The 18402-nt window shown below is 59.2% G+C and carries 14 protein-coding genes and 1 pseudogene; 8 read left to right on the forward strand and 7 right to left on the reverse strand.

The features are described from left to right. Both AC0JZ8_RS21675 and AC0JZ8_RS21680 read left to right on the forward strand, forming a co-directional pair. On the forward strand, positions 1-486 hold the full coding sequence (locus AC0JZ8_RS21675; protein ID WP_062459796.1) for a chemotaxis protein CheW: 486 nt from the start codon (positions 1-3) through the stop codon (positions 484-486). Between the two features lie 457 nt (positions 487-943). Beyond that, a pseudogene (locus tag AC0JZ8_RS21680) lies at positions 944-2590 on the forward strand (HAMP domain-containing methyl-accepting chemotaxis protein); the annotation flags it as partial. A 730-nt stretch (positions 2591-3320) separates the two neighbouring features. Here AC0JZ8_RS21680 and AC0JZ8_RS21685 read toward each other — a convergent pair. After that, the gene (locus tag AC0JZ8_RS21685) at positions 3321-5429 is read right to left on the reverse strand and encodes a carboxy terminal-processing peptidase (RefSeq protein ID WP_471893534.1); all 2109 of its coding nucleotides are present in this window, start codon (positions 5427-5429) and stop codon (positions 3321-3323) included. 184 nt (positions 5430-5613) lie between these two features. Next, positions 5614-6843 (reverse strand): M24 family metallopeptidase, encoded by a 1230-nt coding sequence (locus AC0JZ8_RS21690; RefSeq protein WP_471893535.1) that lies wholly within the window; start codon positions 6841-6843, stop codon positions 5614-5616. 432 nt (positions 6844-7275) lie between these two features. Between AC0JZ8_RS21690 and AC0JZ8_RS21695 the strand changes: the two genes are divergently transcribed. From AC0JZ8_RS21695 to AC0JZ8_RS21705, 3 genes are all read left to right on the forward strand, one after another. Next, positions 7276-8895 (forward strand): phosphoethanolamine transferase, encoded by a 1620-nt coding sequence (locus AC0JZ8_RS21695; protein ID WP_062459785.1) that lies wholly within the window; start codon positions 7276-7278, stop codon positions 8893-8895. A gap of 180 nt (positions 8896-9075) precedes the next feature. Next, entirely contained in the window at positions 9076-9729 is a 654-nt protein-coding gene (locus AC0JZ8_RS21700) for a response regulator (RefSeq protein WP_113165382.1), read from the forward strand. Positions 9730-9733: 4 nt separating this feature from the next. Then, a complete protein-coding gene (locus tag AC0JZ8_RS21705; RefSeq protein WP_371816254.1) occupies positions 9734-11092 on the forward strand; it encodes a sensor histidine kinase in 1359 nt (452 codons plus the stop codon). Between the two features lie 17 nt (positions 11093-11109). Here AC0JZ8_RS21705 and AC0JZ8_RS21710 read toward each other — a convergent pair whose 3' ends face one another. From AC0JZ8_RS21710 to AC0JZ8_RS21730, 5 genes are all read right to left on the reverse strand, one after another. Further along, positions 11110-11727, reverse strand: a complete 618-nt coding sequence (locus AC0JZ8_RS21710; protein ID WP_062460469.1) for a hypothetical protein — start codon at positions 11725-11727, stop codon at positions 11110-11112. 128 nt (positions 11728-11855) lie between these two features. Continuing rightward, on the reverse strand, positions 11856-12299 hold the full coding sequence (locus AC0JZ8_RS21715; RefSeq protein ID WP_430249823.1) for a DoxX family protein: 444 nt from the start codon (positions 12297-12299) through the stop codon (positions 11856-11858). Next, positions 12286-13284, reverse strand: a complete 999-nt coding sequence (locus AC0JZ8_RS21720) for an alpha/beta fold hydrolase (RefSeq protein ID WP_471893536.1) — start codon at positions 13282-13284, stop codon at positions 12286-12288. Before AC0JZ8_RS21720 ends, AC0JZ8_RS21715 begins: the two co-directional genes overlap by 14 nt. A gap of 67 nt (positions 13285-13351) precedes the next feature. Next, complete coding sequence (locus AC0JZ8_RS21725) at positions 13352-14530, reverse strand: amidohydrolase family protein (protein ID WP_471893537.1); 1179 nt, start codon at positions 14528-14530, stop codon at positions 13352-13354. 309 nt (positions 14531-14839) lie between these two features. Beyond that, positions 14840-14974: a hypothetical protein gene (locus AC0JZ8_RS21730; RefSeq protein WP_471893538.1), complete on the reverse strand. Its 135-nt coding sequence runs from the start codon at positions 14972-14974 to the stop codon at positions 14840-14842. A gap of 267 nt (positions 14975-15241) precedes the next feature. On the opposite strand from AC0JZ8_RS21730, the gene proV reads away from it, so the two are divergent. The 3 genes from proV to AC0JZ8_RS21745 all read left to right on the forward strand — a co-directional run bounded on the left by proV (position 15242) and on the right by AC0JZ8_RS21745 (position 18393). Beyond that, positions 15242-16474: a glycine betaine/L-proline ABC transporter ATP-binding protein ProV gene (gene proV / locus AC0JZ8_RS21735; protein WP_471893539.1), complete on the forward strand. Its 1233-nt coding sequence runs from the start codon at positions 15242-15244 to the stop codon at positions 16472-16474. Between the two features lie 88 nt (positions 16475-16562). Next, complete coding sequence (locus AC0JZ8_RS21740; RefSeq protein WP_062459766.1) at positions 16563-17453, forward strand: ABC transporter permease; 891 nt, start codon at positions 16563-16565, stop codon at positions 17451-17453. 67 nt (positions 17454-17520) lie between these two features. Then, entirely contained in the window at positions 17521-18393 is an 873-nt protein-coding gene (locus AC0JZ8_RS21745) for a glycine betaine ABC transporter substrate-binding protein (RefSeq protein WP_430245663.1), read from the forward strand. Positions 18394-18402: the final 9 nt, after the last annotated feature.

Below are 18402 nucleotides of genomic sequence, written 5' to 3' on the forward strand. Positions count from 1 at the left end.
ATGAACACTTTGCATCCTTCCAATTCTGCACGTTCCGGTGAGACCCTGGAAATCATCGCGTTCCGCCTTCACGACCAGGAGTTCTGCGTCAGGACGGTGACGATCCGCGAAATCCGCGGCTGGGGCCCCGCGACGCCGATCCCGCATTCACCCAGAGAGGTTCTGGGAGTGATGAACCTCCGCGGTGCAGTGATTCCGATCATCGACCTCGCCTGCAAGCTCGGTATGCGGAGTACCGAACCCAATGAGCGGAGTGCGATCGTCGTGGCGGAAGTCCACGGAATGGCCTTTGGTCTTGTTGTCGACCGGGTCTCGGACATCCTCACGATTCCCGTCGAAAACATGCAGCCTGTGCCTGACATGAACGCGGGTGCCGCGACGAGCTATTCCGACGGCATCATCGTCCAGCCCACAGGAATGATCTGTTTTCTGAACCTGGAACGAATGTTCGAAGGTTTGAATACTGCCGGCCTCATCGCCGCCTGATAGCTGCGCCGTTCGCACGCATCCGCCTAGACGCTCCGTGACTGTCAGATGACGGTTCGGTGCACGACCAAGCTTGGCTTGCGGAAGCAGGTACAACCTGAAACGCAACTTACGCCTCAATCGCACAACGTATGAGTATTTGATTAAGACGAATTGCTGATTTTCGCATCGTAACCACAGTTTAACGAATCTGCCCTACAAATCGAGGGAGTGGGTAGGCGCTCGTCTTTTGTCAGCGCGAGACCGATTTCAGGATTTGCACTGCCCGGTAAACGGCAACAATTTTAGTTTGGGCCAATCGTCTAGAATTCCTTTTCCGATCGACCCCTGCGGTACCGGCGAGCAAGACGCCGTGCCACTGCATACGGTCAGTTTTTCCAAAATCCACAATCTGCGACCATACTGACTTCCGGCCCGTTGTGCCGGTGGCAGGTCGATGCCCGATGAGAGGTTGAAAATGTTGATACGAACAAAGCTTCTAGCCTGTCTTTTCGTCCTCGCTACGGCGCTACTGTCGATGGCTGGTTTTGCTTTCTATGCACTCGATGAAGAAGGCAAGCTTGCCAATTCCATCGTTGAAGATCGCGTCATCCCCTTGGCGCAGTTGAAGCAGGTCGCCGACAGTTACGCGGTAAACATCGTCGATACGGTCCACAAGGCCCGCGCGAGAACGTTGACAGCCCGGCAGGCGACCGAAAACATCGAGACCGCCATGAAGGTCATCGACCTGCGATGGCGCGAATATCGCAACACGAAGCTGACAGCCGAAGAGCAGGCGATCGCTACGACCTTCGAGGCGTCTCGCTCAGCGGCCGATGCAAAGCTGAAAGGCCTGCTGACCCTGATTGCATCCGGCGATCTGGATGCCTTGGGACGCTTCGCCGACGCCGATCTTTATCCGACAATCGATCCGCTTGGTGGTCCAATCGACGAACTGGTGAAGCTTCAGCTTCGCGTCGCAGCCGAAACGCTCGCGACAGGAAAGGAGATGAAGGCTGGCCTGACATTGGTCATGGCGATCATTGCCTTCGCGGGTCTTACCGTCGTGGTGATTTCGGTGTGGACGGTCCGTTCTGCGGTTATCCGGCCGTTGACCGAGATGACGAGGGCCATGACCGAGTTGGCGAGCGGCAAACTTGACGTGCGCATCTTCGGAGAGGGCCGCCGCGACGAGATCGGTACGATGGCAGGCGCCGTTGGTGTCTTCAGGCAAAGTGCGAAAGATCGAGCTCGTCTTGAGGCCGAGGCCGATGCAAACCGAAGCGTTTCAGAGCGGGAGCGTATCGAACGCGACCGGATCAGAGCCGCGGAAGCCGAAGCGATGGAGTTCGCTGTCGATAACCTGAAACATGGTCTCGATCAGCTTGCGAATGGGAACCTCGTGCATCGGATCGATGCAGCATTCGTTGCGCAGCTTGATGTGTTGAGGACGAACTTCAACAGCTCCATGGAACGCCTCGAGCAGACCTTGCGCACTGTCGGCCAGAACGCGCAGACGATCGCGGCGGGTTCCAACCAGATCATGTCGGCCGCCAATGATCTTTCGAAGCGCACCGAGCAACAGGCTGCCTCTGTTGAAGAAACGGCTGCTGCCCTTGAGCAGATCACGACCACCGTTGCCGGATCGAGCAAGCGTGCCGAAGCCGCTGGCCGCCTTGTCACCGAGACAAAGGACAGTGCCGAAAAATCTGGCGATGTCGTGCGAAAAGCGATTTCGGCAATGGGCGAAATCGAGCGCTCGTCGAACGAGATCGTCAATATCATAGGGGTCATCGATGATATCGCTTTCCAGACAAATCTGCTGGCATTGAATGCCGGCGTCGAGGCGGCGCGCGCCGGGGAGGCCGGAAAGGGATTTGCCGTCGTCGCGCAGGAGGTCCGTGAACTTGCTCAACGCTCTGCAAAGGCGGCGAAGGAGATCAAAACCCTGATCAACACGTCAGGCGAGCAGGTTCGAAACGGGGTTCAGCTTGTTGCAGAAACCGGAAAATCGCTCACTGAGATCGTCTCCCGCGTCCAGGACGTCAGCGTCAATGTCACCGCCATCGTCGAGGCGGCCAAGGAGCAGGCGGTCGGGCTCAAGGAAATCAATACGGCGGTCAATACGATGGACCAGGGCACGCAACAGAATGCGGCCATGGTCGAACAATCGACTGCAGCCAGCAACAGCCTTGCCCGCGAAGCAGATAACCTTTTCACCATGATTGGTCGGTTCACGTTGAGCAAAGGACATGACCTTCAACCTCGAACCGGAAACGCCAACGGCGCACCCCATATGCCGTCCCCAGCCAGAAAGCTGATGGCGAGAGTGAACAGCTCTTTTCCAACAAGTGCTGCTGTCGCCGAGGCGTGGGAGGAGTTTTAGCCGCGGTCTGGTAAGGCTCCCAGGTCGGCCGGGATTACAAGCTACCGATGGTCGCGGCTGAACTAGGATTTGCATTTTTTAAACCCGCGGCCACTGCTTTGTTACGCTTCGTCTCTCTCGCTTCGTCTCTCACGCGTCGGCAAAGATAGCCGGAAATGGCGTGCTGATATCGGCGCTTCAGAGGCGGCACGTTGAACCGTAGCGGACGTATCTACCGTCTCAGCCAAGGCCGCTAAGCCTGCTACACGCCATCAATATCCGTTGGTTCCATAATGCATATTATCTGATAACTAGTTGATGCTCTCTGTTGGGCGGCTCGGATTTTCCACGTCGCTGAAACTGCATCTCCCCTTCGCTTTAACGACAGCGCACGGTATCGCTACCGCGCGCTGTCGACGTCATTCGAAGTTGCTCTAATGACCGTCGTAAGGTTCACTTGAACCCCGACGACCCCGCAGCCCGCTGGTGACTAGTTCCGCTTGGCGCGCCCGGGCTGTGCATTGCTGTCTTGCAGCAAGGTCGCCTGATCGGCGACAATCGCAGACGCCTCGTTTTTCAGGACGTCCTTGGCATTCTTGCGCGCATCCTCAAGAGCGATCTCAGCACTCAAGCTACGTTCATTTGCTTGCAGACCATCGTCTTCGCTGCCGACCAGGCCATTGTTGATCTGCTCGCGAGCCTTCAGACGACTGGCGACGGCTGCGAGTTCTGCCCGGCGTTCGGCCTCGTTGAGCGAGATGACCTTTTTCTCGCGCTGCTGCTTCAGTTCGGCAGCGTCCTCGATGAACCGCTGGAAATCCGGGTCATCCTTGGTTCGGGCTTCGTGCTGGGTCTGCAGTTGTGGCAGAACCGATGCGACATTTCCGACTGCGGCATATTTGGCAGGCTTGATACGTGTCCATGGCAGGGCATTGTCATAGCTCGCCTCACCCAGCGTCTTCGGGTCAGAAAGGCCCGGGAGGTTGATATCCGGCGTCACACCGCGAAGCTGGGTCGTACCGCCATCGACGCGGAAGAACTGTGCGATGGTCAGTTTCAATTCGCCATATTTCGATTCGCTGCTGCGCGTCGCCTGATCGAGATCCACGACGGTCTGCACGGTTCCCTTGCCGAAGCTGGGCTCGCCGATCACAACGCCGCGACCATAATCCTGGATAGCTGCAGCAAAGATCTCGGAGGCCGAAGCCGAACCGCGGTTGATGAGCACGCCGACCGGGCCCGCCCAAGCGGGAGCAGACCGATCGTCCTTCAGGATTTCAACCTTACCCTTGGCATCGCGCTGCTGCACGACCGGTCCCTTGCCGACAAAGAGCCCGGTGAGTTCAATCGCTTCAGACAGGGATCCGCCTCCGTTATCGCGCAGGTCAATCAGGACGCCATCAACGTTTTCCTGTTTGAGTTCAACGAGCAGCTTGGCGACATCGCGGCTGGCGCTCTTGTAGTTCTTCTCGCCTTTGCGTCTCGCTTCGAAGTCCTCGTAAAAGGCAGGCAGAGTGATCACGCCGATGCGGCGGGTGACACCTTTGTCCTCGACCGGAATAATGCTTTTCTGGGCTGCCTGTTTTTCGAGACTAACCCGGTCGCGCACGAGGCTGATAACCCGGTGGCTTCCGGTCTCACCGGTATCTGCAGGCAGCACGTCCAGACGGACGACAGAATCCTTCGCGCCACGGATCATCTGCACAATTTCGTCGAGGCGCGTACCCACGACGTCCTTCATCGGGCCATCTTCACCTTGCGCAACGCCTGCGATGCGATCGCCGACAGCGAGCTTGCCGGAGAGCTGCGCCGGGCCGCCAGGCACGAGTTCACGGATCGTGGTGTAACCGTCGCGTTCTTGCAGAACCGCGCCGATACCGACGAGAGACAGGCTCATGGAGATGTCAAATTCAGCCGCTGCCCTCGCCCCGAAATAGTCCGTGTGCGGGTCAACCGACGTCGTGTAGGCAGCCATGAAAGACTGGAATACATCGTCGCTCTTATAACGGTAGGTCCGATCAAGGACGTTCTGGTAGCGCTTGTCGAGCGTCTCGCGGATCGTCGCGTCTTGGGAGCCTGCCAGTTTCAGGCGCAGCCAGTCGCTTTTCACACGCTTGCGCCACAGGTCGTTGCTTTCCTGTTGCGACTGCGGCCACGGCGCGTCGTCTCGCAGCACGGAATACTCTTCCCGCTGGGTGAAGTCGAAACCCTGCTTCAGCAACTCACGTGCATAGGTCAGGCGCTCTGAAACGCGCTGCGAATAAACGTTGAAAATCGAGAAGGGAAGCTTCAGGTCCTCGTCCTCGATCGCATCGTCGATCTTCTTGCTGTTCGCGGCAAAGCTGTCGATATCGGATTTGAGAAAAAAGCTCCGGTCCGGATCCAGCGACTTGATGAAGCTGTTCATGATCTTGACCGACAGCGCGTCGTCCAGCGGTACGGGCTTGTAGCTGTAGCGGCCGAGAAACTGTGCGCTGATATTGGCCGCCTGTGCCTGCCGATCGAGCGGAGCCAAGACGGGGGGTGTGCCCGGTTCCAAGGCATAGGCTGCTGGTGCGATGGCAAGAAGTAGACCAAGGAAAGAATATCTCAGACGCATTCCGCTATGTTCCAATTGCGATGTCGGTTCGTTTTGCGCAATGGTGGTGCAACAATGATCGAGTTTTGGCAACTGTCTGGGTGTGCAATATTGCGTGTCCATCGCAAGAACCAGGACGAACGGCGTGCTCAGCGGGCCCCTGATTTCTGAAGAATGCCGTTCGCGGGCGTTCGGTCGTCAGGCTTCAATGCATGATCTTCTGAAGACCGCGCGGCAATCTATTCATGCATTCTGTGCTGTCAGAGGTCACAAGGAACTGGTCCTCGATCATCAGGGCACCAAAGCCATTCCCGTAGAAGGGCGTCTCGAGCGCCACCACCATGCCCGGCTGGATCAGTTCCTCATTTCCCATCGAGAAAAATGGCCATTCCTCGATGCCGGCACTGCCGCCGACCGAATGCCCGAAATGCCCACGATGATACTCGCTCAATCCCCCACGGCGGATGGCGGCCGTGACAACCCGATGCACCGCGCCGAATGTATTGCCGGGCCGGATCTGCTCGAGGCCCGCTTCAAATGCCTCGAGGAGGATCTTGTCGAGATCGTTCGCGAGCGGCGACGCCTCGCCGTAGACGAAGGTTCGTGCGCTATCGGAAGAATATCCCTCCACCAGCGTTCCCACATCTGCCTTGATGAGCGCACCCGGAACAACCGCTGGTTTCGCGTCTGAAAGATCCGGGCCAACGGAGATGTAGTCCCATGACCCGGACAGGCTGACGCCCTTCCCGATTGCGAAAGCCTTCGCGCCGGATTTCCAAGCGTCGGAAAGCGATTGGACAGAGGAGCCAGGCCGTATGGCCTCAACCATTCTGACAATGCCTGCCTCTGCCGCATTGGCCGCAAGACGCAATCGAGCGATCTCGACCGGCGTCTTCACCGAGCGCAGGCGGCGCAGAACCGTAGATCCATCGGTCAACAAGGCGCGGGGCAGATGGTGCTTCAGCGCGGCAAAATCGGCGGCGGGCATGAACTCCACGTCAACGCCAAGACGGGCCTCAGATAGACCGCGCTCACGAAGCAGTTCCCCCAGCAGGCCGAAGGACACTTCGCGATCAAAGGTTTCAGGCCTTTCCCCCGTCGACCCACCTCGGCGATAGCACTGGTCGATTTGCGCGATGGAGCCGGCGTCCGTTGTATCGACGGTGTCGATCCAGATCCGATGACTGCGCAGCTCGACATCAGGTGCGGATTTGCGGATGCTTGGCAGGGCGTGATCGCTGACGACGGCGGCAAGCGCGAGCCCCGCATCCGCGGGGACAAAAGCGATTGCTGCCCCTGCCCTGCCCCACATCGTTGCGACGCCAGCGGATGCGCCGATTGCGTAGCGGAATGCCTCGGGTTGGAATAGCAGCAGGCCGTCAAGATCGGCCTCTTGCATCAATCGCTCTGCCCTGTCCCGATCGATATCGCCCACTGCCTGCCCCCGTCGTCCGTAAAGATGCACCCTATGACATGGCGCACCGGACATCCGCCGGTCAAGATGCGGCCGCTCAACCCGTCGGCATATGTGTTTGTCGAACGTTCGATCCCGGTAGCGTCTGGGGATTGCGAACGTGCCGGGGATCGCGCAGCAGCGAGATCGAGCACACGATCAGTACGAATATGCCCACGAAAATTAGACCGGGCCGAAGACGAAAACTGTTCACCGAGTATAGGCCTTGTTGCTTCTCACTCAGGCAATGATGACGAACGAAGCTGACTCCCAGCTGAAGGGTGGCCGTCGGTCTAGGGCATTCAGGTGTGTGTCAGGATCCGATGCAAATCCGTGGCAATCCATATCGCCGAGGATCAACCAGTGCCGATCTACAGTCTGTCCAGAACCGCACCTCCTTTCTTCCGCCCGCGGATGGGTAGCGTTACCCTGGCTGTGACAGGTGCGCTCTATCTGGCGGCCTTTACCAACCGGATGTTTCTCACGCGGGCTTTCGCCTATTTCGACAGTCACCTCGCCTTTGCTGCCTTCATACTCGGTCTCGCATGCCTTTTCGCAGCATTGATCGTATCGTTGTCGCTCAAGTATGTCCTGAAGCCGGTTCTGGTCTTTCTCTTCGTGAGCGCTGCTGCGGGCTCCTGGTTCATGGACAGGTTCGGAACGATCATCGACGTCGACATGATCCGCAACGCCGTCCAGACGACGTCATCCGAAGCCGGGCATCTGTTGACACCGGCCTTCGTGCTGCACATGGCCGTTTTCGGCATCCTGCCATCGCTTCTGGTCTGCTGGGTCAAGATCGAACACAGGCCGTTCTTCGGCAAAGTCTTGTGGAACAGCGCGGCAATCGTTCCACTTCTGCTGGTCGCGCTCGCCTGCGGAATGAGCAGCGCTCGCAGCATTGCCTCGGTCACGCGGCTCCACAAAGACCTGATGATGACACTTAACCCCTTCGTGCCGATCGGCAATGCCATCGGCTTTGCCATGGCGACCGGCGAGGACGAAACCGTCGTCGTGAAATCGCTCGGGACCGATGCCCGCGTCATTGCCCCGACATCCTCCGGCCGACCGCGCGTCGTGGTGATCGTTGTCGGCGAGACGGCCCGTGCCGAGAATTTTTCGCTCGGTGGCTACGGCCGCGACACCAATCCGGAGCTCGCCCGCCGAGACATTACCTACTTCAAGGAAACATCAAGCTGCGGCACGGCAACAGCGGTTTCCGTGCCCTGCATGTTTTCCAACCTGACACGGCGCGGCTATTCCCATCGTGCCGGCCTCGCGAATGAAAATCTGCTCGACGTCCTCGGTCACGCGGGTGTCAAAACGGAATGGTGGGACGACAACACCGGCAGCAAGAACGTTGCAAGCCGTACCGCCTACCACTCGTTTTCCGATGCCAACGATCCCCGCTACTGCAAAGACAGGGAGTGCCTCGACGAGGGAATGGTCGCGGCACTCGATGGCTGGCTCTCGACAGTCAAGGGCGACAGCGTCCTGGTCCTCCATCAGATGGGAAGTCATGGCCCCGCCTATTCTGAGCGCTATCCCACGGCCTTTGCCCGCTTCAAGCCGGAATGCCGCAATGCTGAACTGGGCAATTGCAAAACCGACGAGATCGTCAACGCCTATGACAACACGATCCTTTACACGGACCACATCCTCGCGTCGGTTATCGACAGTCTGAAGGCGCGTCAGGACGTCATCGCTCCAGCCATGATCTACATGTCCGATCACGGCGAGTCGCTCGGTGAGCATGGCCTTTATCTGCACGGCGCTCCGTATGTCGTTGCGCCATCGCAGCAGACCCACGTGCCCTTTGTGCTGTGGCAAGGGTCGGAGTTGAAAACCACGACCGATCCGCAATGCCTCTCTTCCCGAGCGGCTGCACCCGCCTCACATGACAATCTGTTTCACACCGTACTGGGAATGATGTCCGTTCGGACTTCGAGCTACAAACCGGACCTTGACGTAATGGCATCATGCCGGCGGGTGAGAGACAGTAGCGGCGTTGCCAGCGCGCGTGCAGACTTCTGACCGTTCGACACTGGTGGTAGTCCGGTCAGACAGTTCTTCTCGACATCGCTTGCTGGGTTGGCAACAGGGCTCTCGTGCTTCGCTTGTGTGCGCACGATTGTCGCTCCACTTCCTGAGATTTCCGGCTATTCTCGCCTCCGGATCGCCGAAGCGAAATGGCAAAGGGATGGAGCAGACTGCTTGAGAGTTCTTCTGGTCGAGGATGACGTGACACTTGGGGAAGCAGTGCGCGACCATGTGGCGAGCGCCGACCATGCCGTCGACTGGACCAAGACGCTTGACGCTGCAGAGAGCGCCCTCTCGACGACCGGCTACGGTCTTGTCCTTCTGGATCTGCGCCTGCCGGATGGCAGCGGCATCGCGCTTTTGAAACGCCTGCGCGCCAAGGGTATTACCACGCCGGTGATCATTCTGACGGCGCATGACCAGATTTCAGATCGCATCGAGGGATTGAACAGCGGTGCAGACGACTACCTTGTGAAGCCTTTCAACCTGGGTGAGCTGACCGCGCGCATGTTGGCGGTCAGTCGCCGTTACAGCGGCCGTCCGGTTTCGCTTCTTCGCGTGGGCGATCTCGAGATCGATGCGACCGACCGCCGCGTTACCGCAACGGGCACCGTCATCGAACTTTCCAGCCGGGAATGGGCCGTGCTTGACGCGCTGTCGTCTCGTGTCGGCGCGGTCGTTTCCAAATCACAGATCGAGGAAGCGCTTTACGCCTTCGGCTCGGAAATCGAGAGCAATACCGTCGAAGTCTATGTCAGCCGCTTGCGCAAGAAGCTTGGCCGCGACCACATCACAACACTGCGCGGAATTGGATATCGGCTAGGGTAGATCGATGAGCATGCTTCTTTCCAAGACGGCGCCTTCCATGACCCGGCGTTTGATTTTGTGGCTGACCGTGGTGATGGCGTTTCTCTGGCTGCTTGCCGTGGGCCTCGGCCTCGTTGTGATGGAAGAGGAGCTCGCCGAAATTTTCGATGGCACTCTGCAGGATACGGCCGAAAGACTGGTTCCCCTTGCCGTCGACGACCTTGAACATCGCAGCCTCGTCGGCGCCTCCCCCCAACAACTACAGACCGCGAGTTCGAGCGGCGAACGGGAGTACCTGATCTATCAGGTGAGAGACACGGCCGGCCGGATCCTGATCCGGTCCCATGATGCGCCGGCAGAACCTTTCGAGGCGCCGCTGAAGGCAGGGCTGTGGCGAAACGACACCTATCAATTTTATACCGCGGCGAATGGCGATCGGAGTGTCTTCGTGCAGGTCGCCGACGCTTTCGAAAACAGAGAAGAAGCGCTTCGCGAAGGCGCCATGGCACTGTTTCTGCCACTTCTGCTGCTCATTCCCGTCTGCGGAATGGCGATCTGGTTCGTGGTGCGGCGAGCTGTCCGTCCCGTCGGTGCGTTGCGCGAGGAGATCGAAACCAAGGACGGCGGCAACACCGAGCCGATCGACGCGACGGCGCTTCCGAAAGAGTTGATGCCGATTGCCGCATCGGTCAATCGGCTGATGCAGCGCCTGCGCACAGCACTTGATGCGGAGCGTGAATTTACCGCCAACAGCGCCCACGAGCTGAGAACGCCGATTGCGGGCGCGCTGGCGCAGACCCAGATGCTGGTCGCCGAACTTGTGGGAAACCCTCATCGCCGGCGTGCCGACCAGGTTGAAGCCTCACTGACGCGACTGAGCCACCTTGCGGAAAAGATGCTGCAACTGTCTCGCGCGGAGGCGGGCATCGGCCTCGCCGACCACGCCGTCGATCTCGGTCGTGTTCTGGACATGGTGGTGACCGATTTTCAGCGCGGCATGGCCGATCCCGACCGGCTGGTCCTCCGCCATCCAACTGGCGCGCGCCTGACGGCGCCGGTGAGCGAAGACGGGTTCGCGATCGTGCTGCGCAATCTGATCGAAAACGCACTCATTCACGGGACACCGGATAAACCGGTCGAGGTGTTTCTTGAGGATGGTGGCCCAGTGCGCATTACCAACGGATCGCCGGTTATGAGTGCGATTGAACTTGCCGCCATTCGCAAGCGCTTCGGGCGTGGCCGGACCGAAGCCGAAGGCTCCGGTCTCGGTCTTTCAATTGTGGACCGACTACTCGGTCAGATGAACGGACAGTTGATCCTCGCATCTCCGGCGACAGGACGCTCCGACGGTTTCGAAGCGCGGATAGAACTGCGCCATCTCTAGGCGATCGACGAGCTCGTTCACATCGGAGGCACGACGCCGTTGGTGCCGACAACGACCCGGCCGCTCGACATGGAGCCATCGGCCGCCTTTTCCGACGGCACAAACACAGTCGCGCCTGCCTTGATATCCGCTTCGACTGCTGACGCGAACGTCACGATCGGGGTGCCCTCAGGGATCGAGATCTTTTTCTCCTGGCCATTGTACGTCACGGTGACCGTGTGGCCATCGACGGATTTGACCGCATCGGCAACCGTCGCATTGGTCATCGAGCTGTTCGGCTTCAGATCCCAGGCGTAGCTGCCTTCGCCGGTGCCTTTCATCGCCGCCGGGAAGATCAGAACTTCAAGAGCGCCATCACCGCCATCGGCAGTCGGCAGCGAGGCGATCCCTACAAAGTCACCAGGCTTGATGTCATCGATAGAGGCCTTGGCAACGCTCGACACCTTCCAGTCATCCTTGAGCGTGATCTTGGCATTCGTGCCTTCGCGGGTTTTGACAGACAGGGTCTTGCCTTGAAGGCTCTCGACTGTACCGCGGACCCGGACGGTGTCTGCCGCAAAGGCCGAAACACCGAGCGTGACGGCGATCAGTGCGCCTGAGAGTATCGTAAAGCCGGTTCTGGAAATGGAGGACATGGTCTCTTCCTTTTTGAAACCCTTGAGGTCGTGTCGTGCCGCCGGTGGATTCGGGTCGAAAACCCTCCGACCTTCGCCGAGCGCGGCACGATGCCGGCGCGGAATTGTTGTCGCGCAGAGGCGACAGATCAGCCCCTCGCCCTCATCGGCCACCTGACGATGCCCGCCGCAAACAGGGCGATCCAGATCAGAACAGGCTGCAACGGCAATCTGACCATGTGATAAAGCCACTGCCACTGCGAGGCATCTGGCGCAGTCAGGCTGGTAACTGCGTGCTTGATATTGGCAGGAAAGACGCAGGCTGCGTAAAGCGCCAGGCCAATGCCCGCATACCGACGCGACCAAGGAATAAGCAATCCGATCGCGCCTGCGATCTCGCAGAGGCCCGTTACAAGAATCACCTCCGGTGCATCAGGGACCCAGCTGGGTGTGATGCTGAGAAACGGCCGCGGCACGGTGATATGCAGGACGCCCGCTGCGGCATAGAACAGGAAGAGGCCCAACCGGCACCGACGGCGCCAGACGGTCAGGTCCTGTCCCTCGCGTTCCCTGGCGGGTTCAATCCTTTGCATCTGCCGCTATCCGTCGCTCCACCGACTTTGCAATGGAGGCTAAGTCCTTGCGTCGGCCCGCAACGCTTTCCATGGCAGCCACCGCCAGATCCCTCGCGATGTAGTCGGACTTGTGCCCGAGCTTGTGGACGACGATCAGTTTTGCGCCGCGGATATCGCGCGCCAGATGTTTGGCATGGATTTCGGGAGACACGATCTCATCGGCATCACCGGTGATGATCACTGTCGGCGCCTTGATCTTCGGATATTGTCGCGAGGCGGTACGTGCCCAGTCGCTGAGCGCCGAGATTTCCCGCGCATTATGGCGAAATGCGGTTGGGCTCAGCGCCTGAAACGCATTGGTCTCGGCAATATAGCCGGCTGGGACAGGATTGGGAGAGAAGACTGCGCTGGCCGCCCCCTTGATCGCCAGCAGCCCCACCGGTGGAACGACGAGCGCGCTGAAGACCTGGCCCGTGACAGGGGCTGTGGCTGCAGAATAATACCATGCGACGCTTCCGTCCCAGGGGTAGACCGCCGGCGACAGGAAGACGAGACCGGACACCATGTCCGGATGCCGAACTGCAAATGCTGCGGCGATGGCGCCCCCGAAGGAATGGCCGACGATAATGGCCTTGCCGATCCCCCGCTTCCTCATCAGTTGCGCGACGGCATCAGCCTGGCCATCCGGAAGGATATTCTGTTCGCTTCCGATATCGGAACTGCCATGGCCCGGTCGGTCGACGAACAGCAGTCGCGCCCTGCCCTGCAACGTCTTCCTGAACGAAAAGAGGGGATCTTTCAGGCTCGTGCTCGCACCATGGAGAAAAACGATCGGGGGAAGATCCGCTTTTTTGTCCGGCTCGATCAGAACGCTGTTGAGTTTGTAACCGCCGACATCGATCCGGACCGCTTGTGCCGCATGGTCATCGGCCGTCACCTGCCGCGCGCCGACGATGCCGAACGCCGCGAGCGCAAACCCCAGAAGCAAGACAATCTTTTGCATTAGTCCTCAATGCGTTTCGCCGAAATGAGCATTTCGCTCCTACTACGCGCGCGTGACAAGGAAAGTTTCAGTCCGGAATGATCAAAGGCGCAAGAGGCGCCCATAGTCGCAACACGCCGCGTTTGACAGCGGCGACGACGGGCGCGTTGCGGCGGATCGCATCTTCAGCCGTTTCTGCGGCAACAAGAATGAATTCGGCCTTCGCCCCCACAGCGATCGGTGGCGCCAGCATCCCCGTGATCTTCTCCGCATCTGTCGACACCATCTCGAAAACGCTGTGCATATCAGCTGCCGTCGAGAGCTGATCAAGATTGGCGTAGAGGCCTGCCATCCGAAGCAGTGAGGCGTCGCCATACGGTGTGAACGGGTTTTGCACATTGTTGGTGGCGAGCGCGACATCCACCCCGAAGCGCTTCATCTGGGCTGCCGGAGCGATCCCGCGCGGCCGCATCGGGTTGTCGTGCGATCCGTTCAAAAACGCGTCTGTCGCGGGCAAGACGACGAGAGCGATACCGGCCTCGGCCATGCTCCGCGCCATCCTCTCACGCTCGTCAGGGTCGAAGGCTGCAAGCTTCGTTGCATGGCCGACAGTGACACGCCCACCCCAGCCGAAGGCTTCGGTCTGCCTGATGATCTCGGGCAAAATGGAATTTCCGGGATCGAGATCGAAGTCGGCGTGGAAGTCGACATCAACGTTGTAATGACGGGCAAGGCCGAAGATGAGCTCGACATGGGCAACGGGATCAGGGTCCGTATAAGGACATCCGCCAATCAGATCCGCACCCATCTTCATGGCTTCGTGAAGAAGGTCGATGGTTTCAGGCTCGTTGGTCAGGCCTTCCTGCACGAAGGCGCAAAGCTGGACGTCGATGAGACCCGACCATCTGCGCTTCAGCCGCAGCAGACCTTCCAGACTTCGAAGACCTGCGCGTAGATCCACCTCGACGAAGCTGCGCATGCGCTGCGTACCCGCACGCACAGCCAATTCCAAGACTTGCGCGCCGCGCGCTTCGACATCCTCTGCGGTAAAGCTGCGTTTCGCTTGCGCCGTCAGCCGAACGGCTTCAGCAAGGGTCCCCTCGCACAGCGGGCAGCGGCCAAGGATCATCGCCTTGTCGAGATGGACATGCGCATCCGTCAGTCCCGGCAGGATCAGCACCCCTCCAGCATCGAAACGCGGCGACGATAGCTGTGCGGTCTGCTCTCCGATCGCGACTATCACGCCGTTCGAAACACTCAGCGACATGCCTTGGCGACCGTCCGCTAATCTCAGATTGTCGATGATAAAAGTACTCTGCCCGACAACGCTCATGAGACCACGCTGAGTAAACCGCTTCACAAAGACCAGACGTCGTTACTCGCCCATCACCCAACAATGCAAATATCCCATGTCGCATTGCAACGCGAGTGTTTCTCAGAGCGGCTGCGGGGAGTTGCGTTGGCTGGCTAACGGTCGGGAAATCGGCTTGTTGGGACGATTGCGCGGCGCAGTCTAGCTCACCGGCTCACAAGTCTGGACCTTCGCAATCTGGGCTAGAGCAAGATTTTCATTGTTTCACGGTTTCGTGATGGCCGGTCTGAAATCCGGGTTCGATAGGGCGAGATGCTCGTTGATGCAGTGGATCTGCGATGGATGAGCCTGCTTCGGGAGGTTTTCCGACCCATGCAAATTGGATTTTTTGATGGACATCCACATCTCTCGCTCTACAAACAGGTCATGGACGGGCTGCAGATGCGCATAACGAATGTGCGTCTGAAGCGCGCTTTTAGTGCGTGACGTCTGACTTGATACAATCCTCGCGATACGCTGATCGGATTGGTTCTTCGCCGGCGATGGCTATATCGCCCAAATAAAATACACGGACGACCTCTGGCCGGAAAGCCTATGCTTCCGCCGTAGAGTAGATCCGACTGTCTAGGAGAATGCCCGCGCTACCGAGCCCGGGCCAAATTTTTAATGGCTTATGCAACTGAAAATGACGCGCCGCTCGAAGCGACACCGACCAAGATCAGTCTAAACAACGTCTACAAAATCTTCGGCGAGCGGCCTGACAAGGCCTTGGGCATGATCCGCGCCGGCAAGACAAAATCCGAAATCCATTCAGCGACCGGTTGCTCCGTCGGTGTCAACGACGCGAGCTTCGAGATCAAGGCTGGCGAGATTTTCGTGATCATGGGCCTGTCCGGCTCCGGAAAATCCACCCTCCTTCGTCTGCTGAACAGGCTCATCGAGCCGACATCCGGTGCGATAAAAATCGACGGGCGTGACATCACCCAGATGTCGCGCAAGGAACTGATCGATCTGCGGCGCCGCGATATCAGCATGGTGTTCCAGTCCTTCGCGCTTCTGCCCAACCGTACCGTGCTCCACAACGCTTCCTTCGGTCTCGAGGTCGCAGGCGTCAACGAAGCCGAGCGTCGGCAGAAGGCTCTCGTTGCTTTGAAGGCCGTGGGCCTCGACGGTTACGAGGACAGCCTTCCGGATCAGCTGTCCGGCGGCATGAAGCAGCGCGTCGGCCTTGCCCGTGCTTTGGCCAGTGAACCGACCATTCTTCTCATGGACGAAGCCTTCTCGGCACTTGACCCGCTCATCCGGACCGAGATGCAGGACGAGTTGGTCCGTCTTCAGTCCGAACAAAGCCGCACGATCGTCTTCGTCAGCCACGATCTCGACGAAGCCATGCGGATCGGCGACCGTATCTGCATCATGCAGAACGGCAGCGTCATTCAGGTCGGCACGCCGGACGAAATCGTCATGAGCCCGGCCAATGATTACGTCCGCTCCTTCTTCCGCAATGTTGATGTCAGCCATGTCTTCAAGGCCGGCGATGTTGCTCGCAAGACCCAGGTCACGATCATCGACCGTCAGGGTGTATCGGCCGCCGCCGCACTCGAACGCATGAAGCACTTCGACCGCGAATACGCGATCATTCTTGGTCGCGACAAGACCTACCAGGGAATGGTCAGCCAGACATCGCTTGTCGAAAAGCTGCGCGCCAAGGCGGATGATCCCTACCGCGGAGCGTTTCTCACCGGGATCGAGACAATCGCAGCCGACGAACCGCTGTCGAACGTTCTCGGCACGGTCGCCGCCAGCGCCTGGCCGGTCCCCGTCATCGATGACGCCAAGCGCTATCTCGGATCGATCAGCAAAACGACGCTGCTTGAAACGCTCGACCGCGCCAGCTGATTTCCATTCACGACCTTAGAATTGTTGCAGCGCCCTGCCGGCCCATGATGCAGGCGGCGCTGTAGCCGGCCAGAAACCGGAGACAGACATGAATTTCAACATCGGCGACGGTATCGATACAGCCGTCAACTACATCCTCGACAACTTCTCCCCCTTTCTCGATCTGATCGCGTCGGCGATCGGCTTTGTAACCGGGACGATCCAGGATGCGCTGCTTGCGCTCCCGATGCCCGTCGGCATTGCCATCTTTGTCGCGCTATCCCTCTGGCGGGTCGGCCTCGGCTTCGGCCTGCTGACCGGCATCGCACTTTGGCTGGTGGACCACATGGGTCTTTGGAGCGCCATGATGGAGACGCTTTCCCTGGTGATCGCGTCGACGCTGATGGCAATGATCATCGGCCTGCCGCTCGGCATTGCCATGGCGCGCAAGGATAGTGTCGCAGCCATCGTCCGGCCCATCCTCGATCTGATGCAGACCATGCCGGCCTTCGTCTACCTCATTCCGGCAGCGATGTTCTTCGGGCTTGGAGCGGTGCCGGGTGCCATCGCCACGGTGATCTTCGCAATGCCGCCCGTCGTGCGACTGACCAATCTTGGCATCCGCCAGGTACATCACGAGTTTATCGAGGCAGGCAACGCGTTTGGCTGCACCTCGACGCAGCTTCTGTTCAAGATCCAGCTTCCCAATGCCCTGCCCTCGATCATGGCCGGTATCAACCAGACGATCATGCTGTCGCTGTCGATGGTCGTCATCGCTTCGATGATCGGCGCCGGCGGGCTCGGCAACACGGTTCTGACCGGTATCCAGCGCCTGGATGTGGGCACGGGCTTCGAGGGCGGTCTTGCCGTCGTCATCCTGGCCGTCATTCTCGACCGGATCACCCAGAGCCTCGGCCAGAAATCCAGAAAGCCGAACGCCCTCTGGCGCGCGCTTTTCAAGAGAAACGAGCGTGAGGACATGGTGACGGCAACCGCCTGATCCAGTCCTTCGCCGAACCGTGCGGGTGATGAACCCGCAATTGCAAACCTCCCAAAAAGGAGACTACATGTTCAAGACCCTCGCAACCCTCGGGCTCGCCGCCACTCTCATCGGTGGATCTGTGACCGCAACGATGGCGCAGGACGCCAAGCCGGTAAAGATCGGCTGGTCCGCTTGGTCCGATGCTGAATTTGTCACCAAGCTCGCCGCAAAGCTCATCAAGGATGAACTCGGCACGGAAGTCGAGCTGGTACAGTCCGATGTCGCTCCGCTCTACCAGGGTGTCAGCCGCGGCGATCTCGACGCGATGATGATGGCCTGGCTGCCGCAGACCCATGCGGACTACTACGAGAAGGTGAAGGACAAGGTCGAAACGCTCGGTACCGTCTATGACGGCGCAAAGCTGGGCTGGGTCGTTCCGGCCTATATCCCGGAAAGCGAGATCGCTTCGATCGAGGATCTGAAGAAGCCTGAAGTGCAAAAGAAGCTTTCCGGCATCGTGCAGGGCATCGATCCGGGCGCAGGTCTGACACGGTTGTCAGAAAAGGCCGTAAAGGATTACGGTCTCGACGACTACAAGCTGCAGATCTCCAGTGAGGCGGGCATGCTGACGACGGTCGATCGCGCCATGCGCAGCGAAAAGTGGTTCGTCGCCACGTCCTGGAGCCCCCATTGGATGTTCGGCAAGTACAAGCTTCGTTACCTGACCGACCCCAAGAAGTCGCTGGGTGAAGCAGAACACGTCGACGTTCTCGCCCGCAAGGATTTCAAGACCGAAAATCCGAAGGTTGCCGGCTTCCTCTCGCGCATGAAGCTGCCGATCGCTGATCTCGAAGCGGGGATGTTTACCGCGCAGGAGACGTCCTACGACGAAGCGGTCGCAAAATACATCAAGGACCATCCGGATCAGGTCAAGGCCTGGGTTGGAGAAGAAGGCTGACATAGGCCT

Source organism: Velazquezella soli (genome assembly GCF_977018685.1).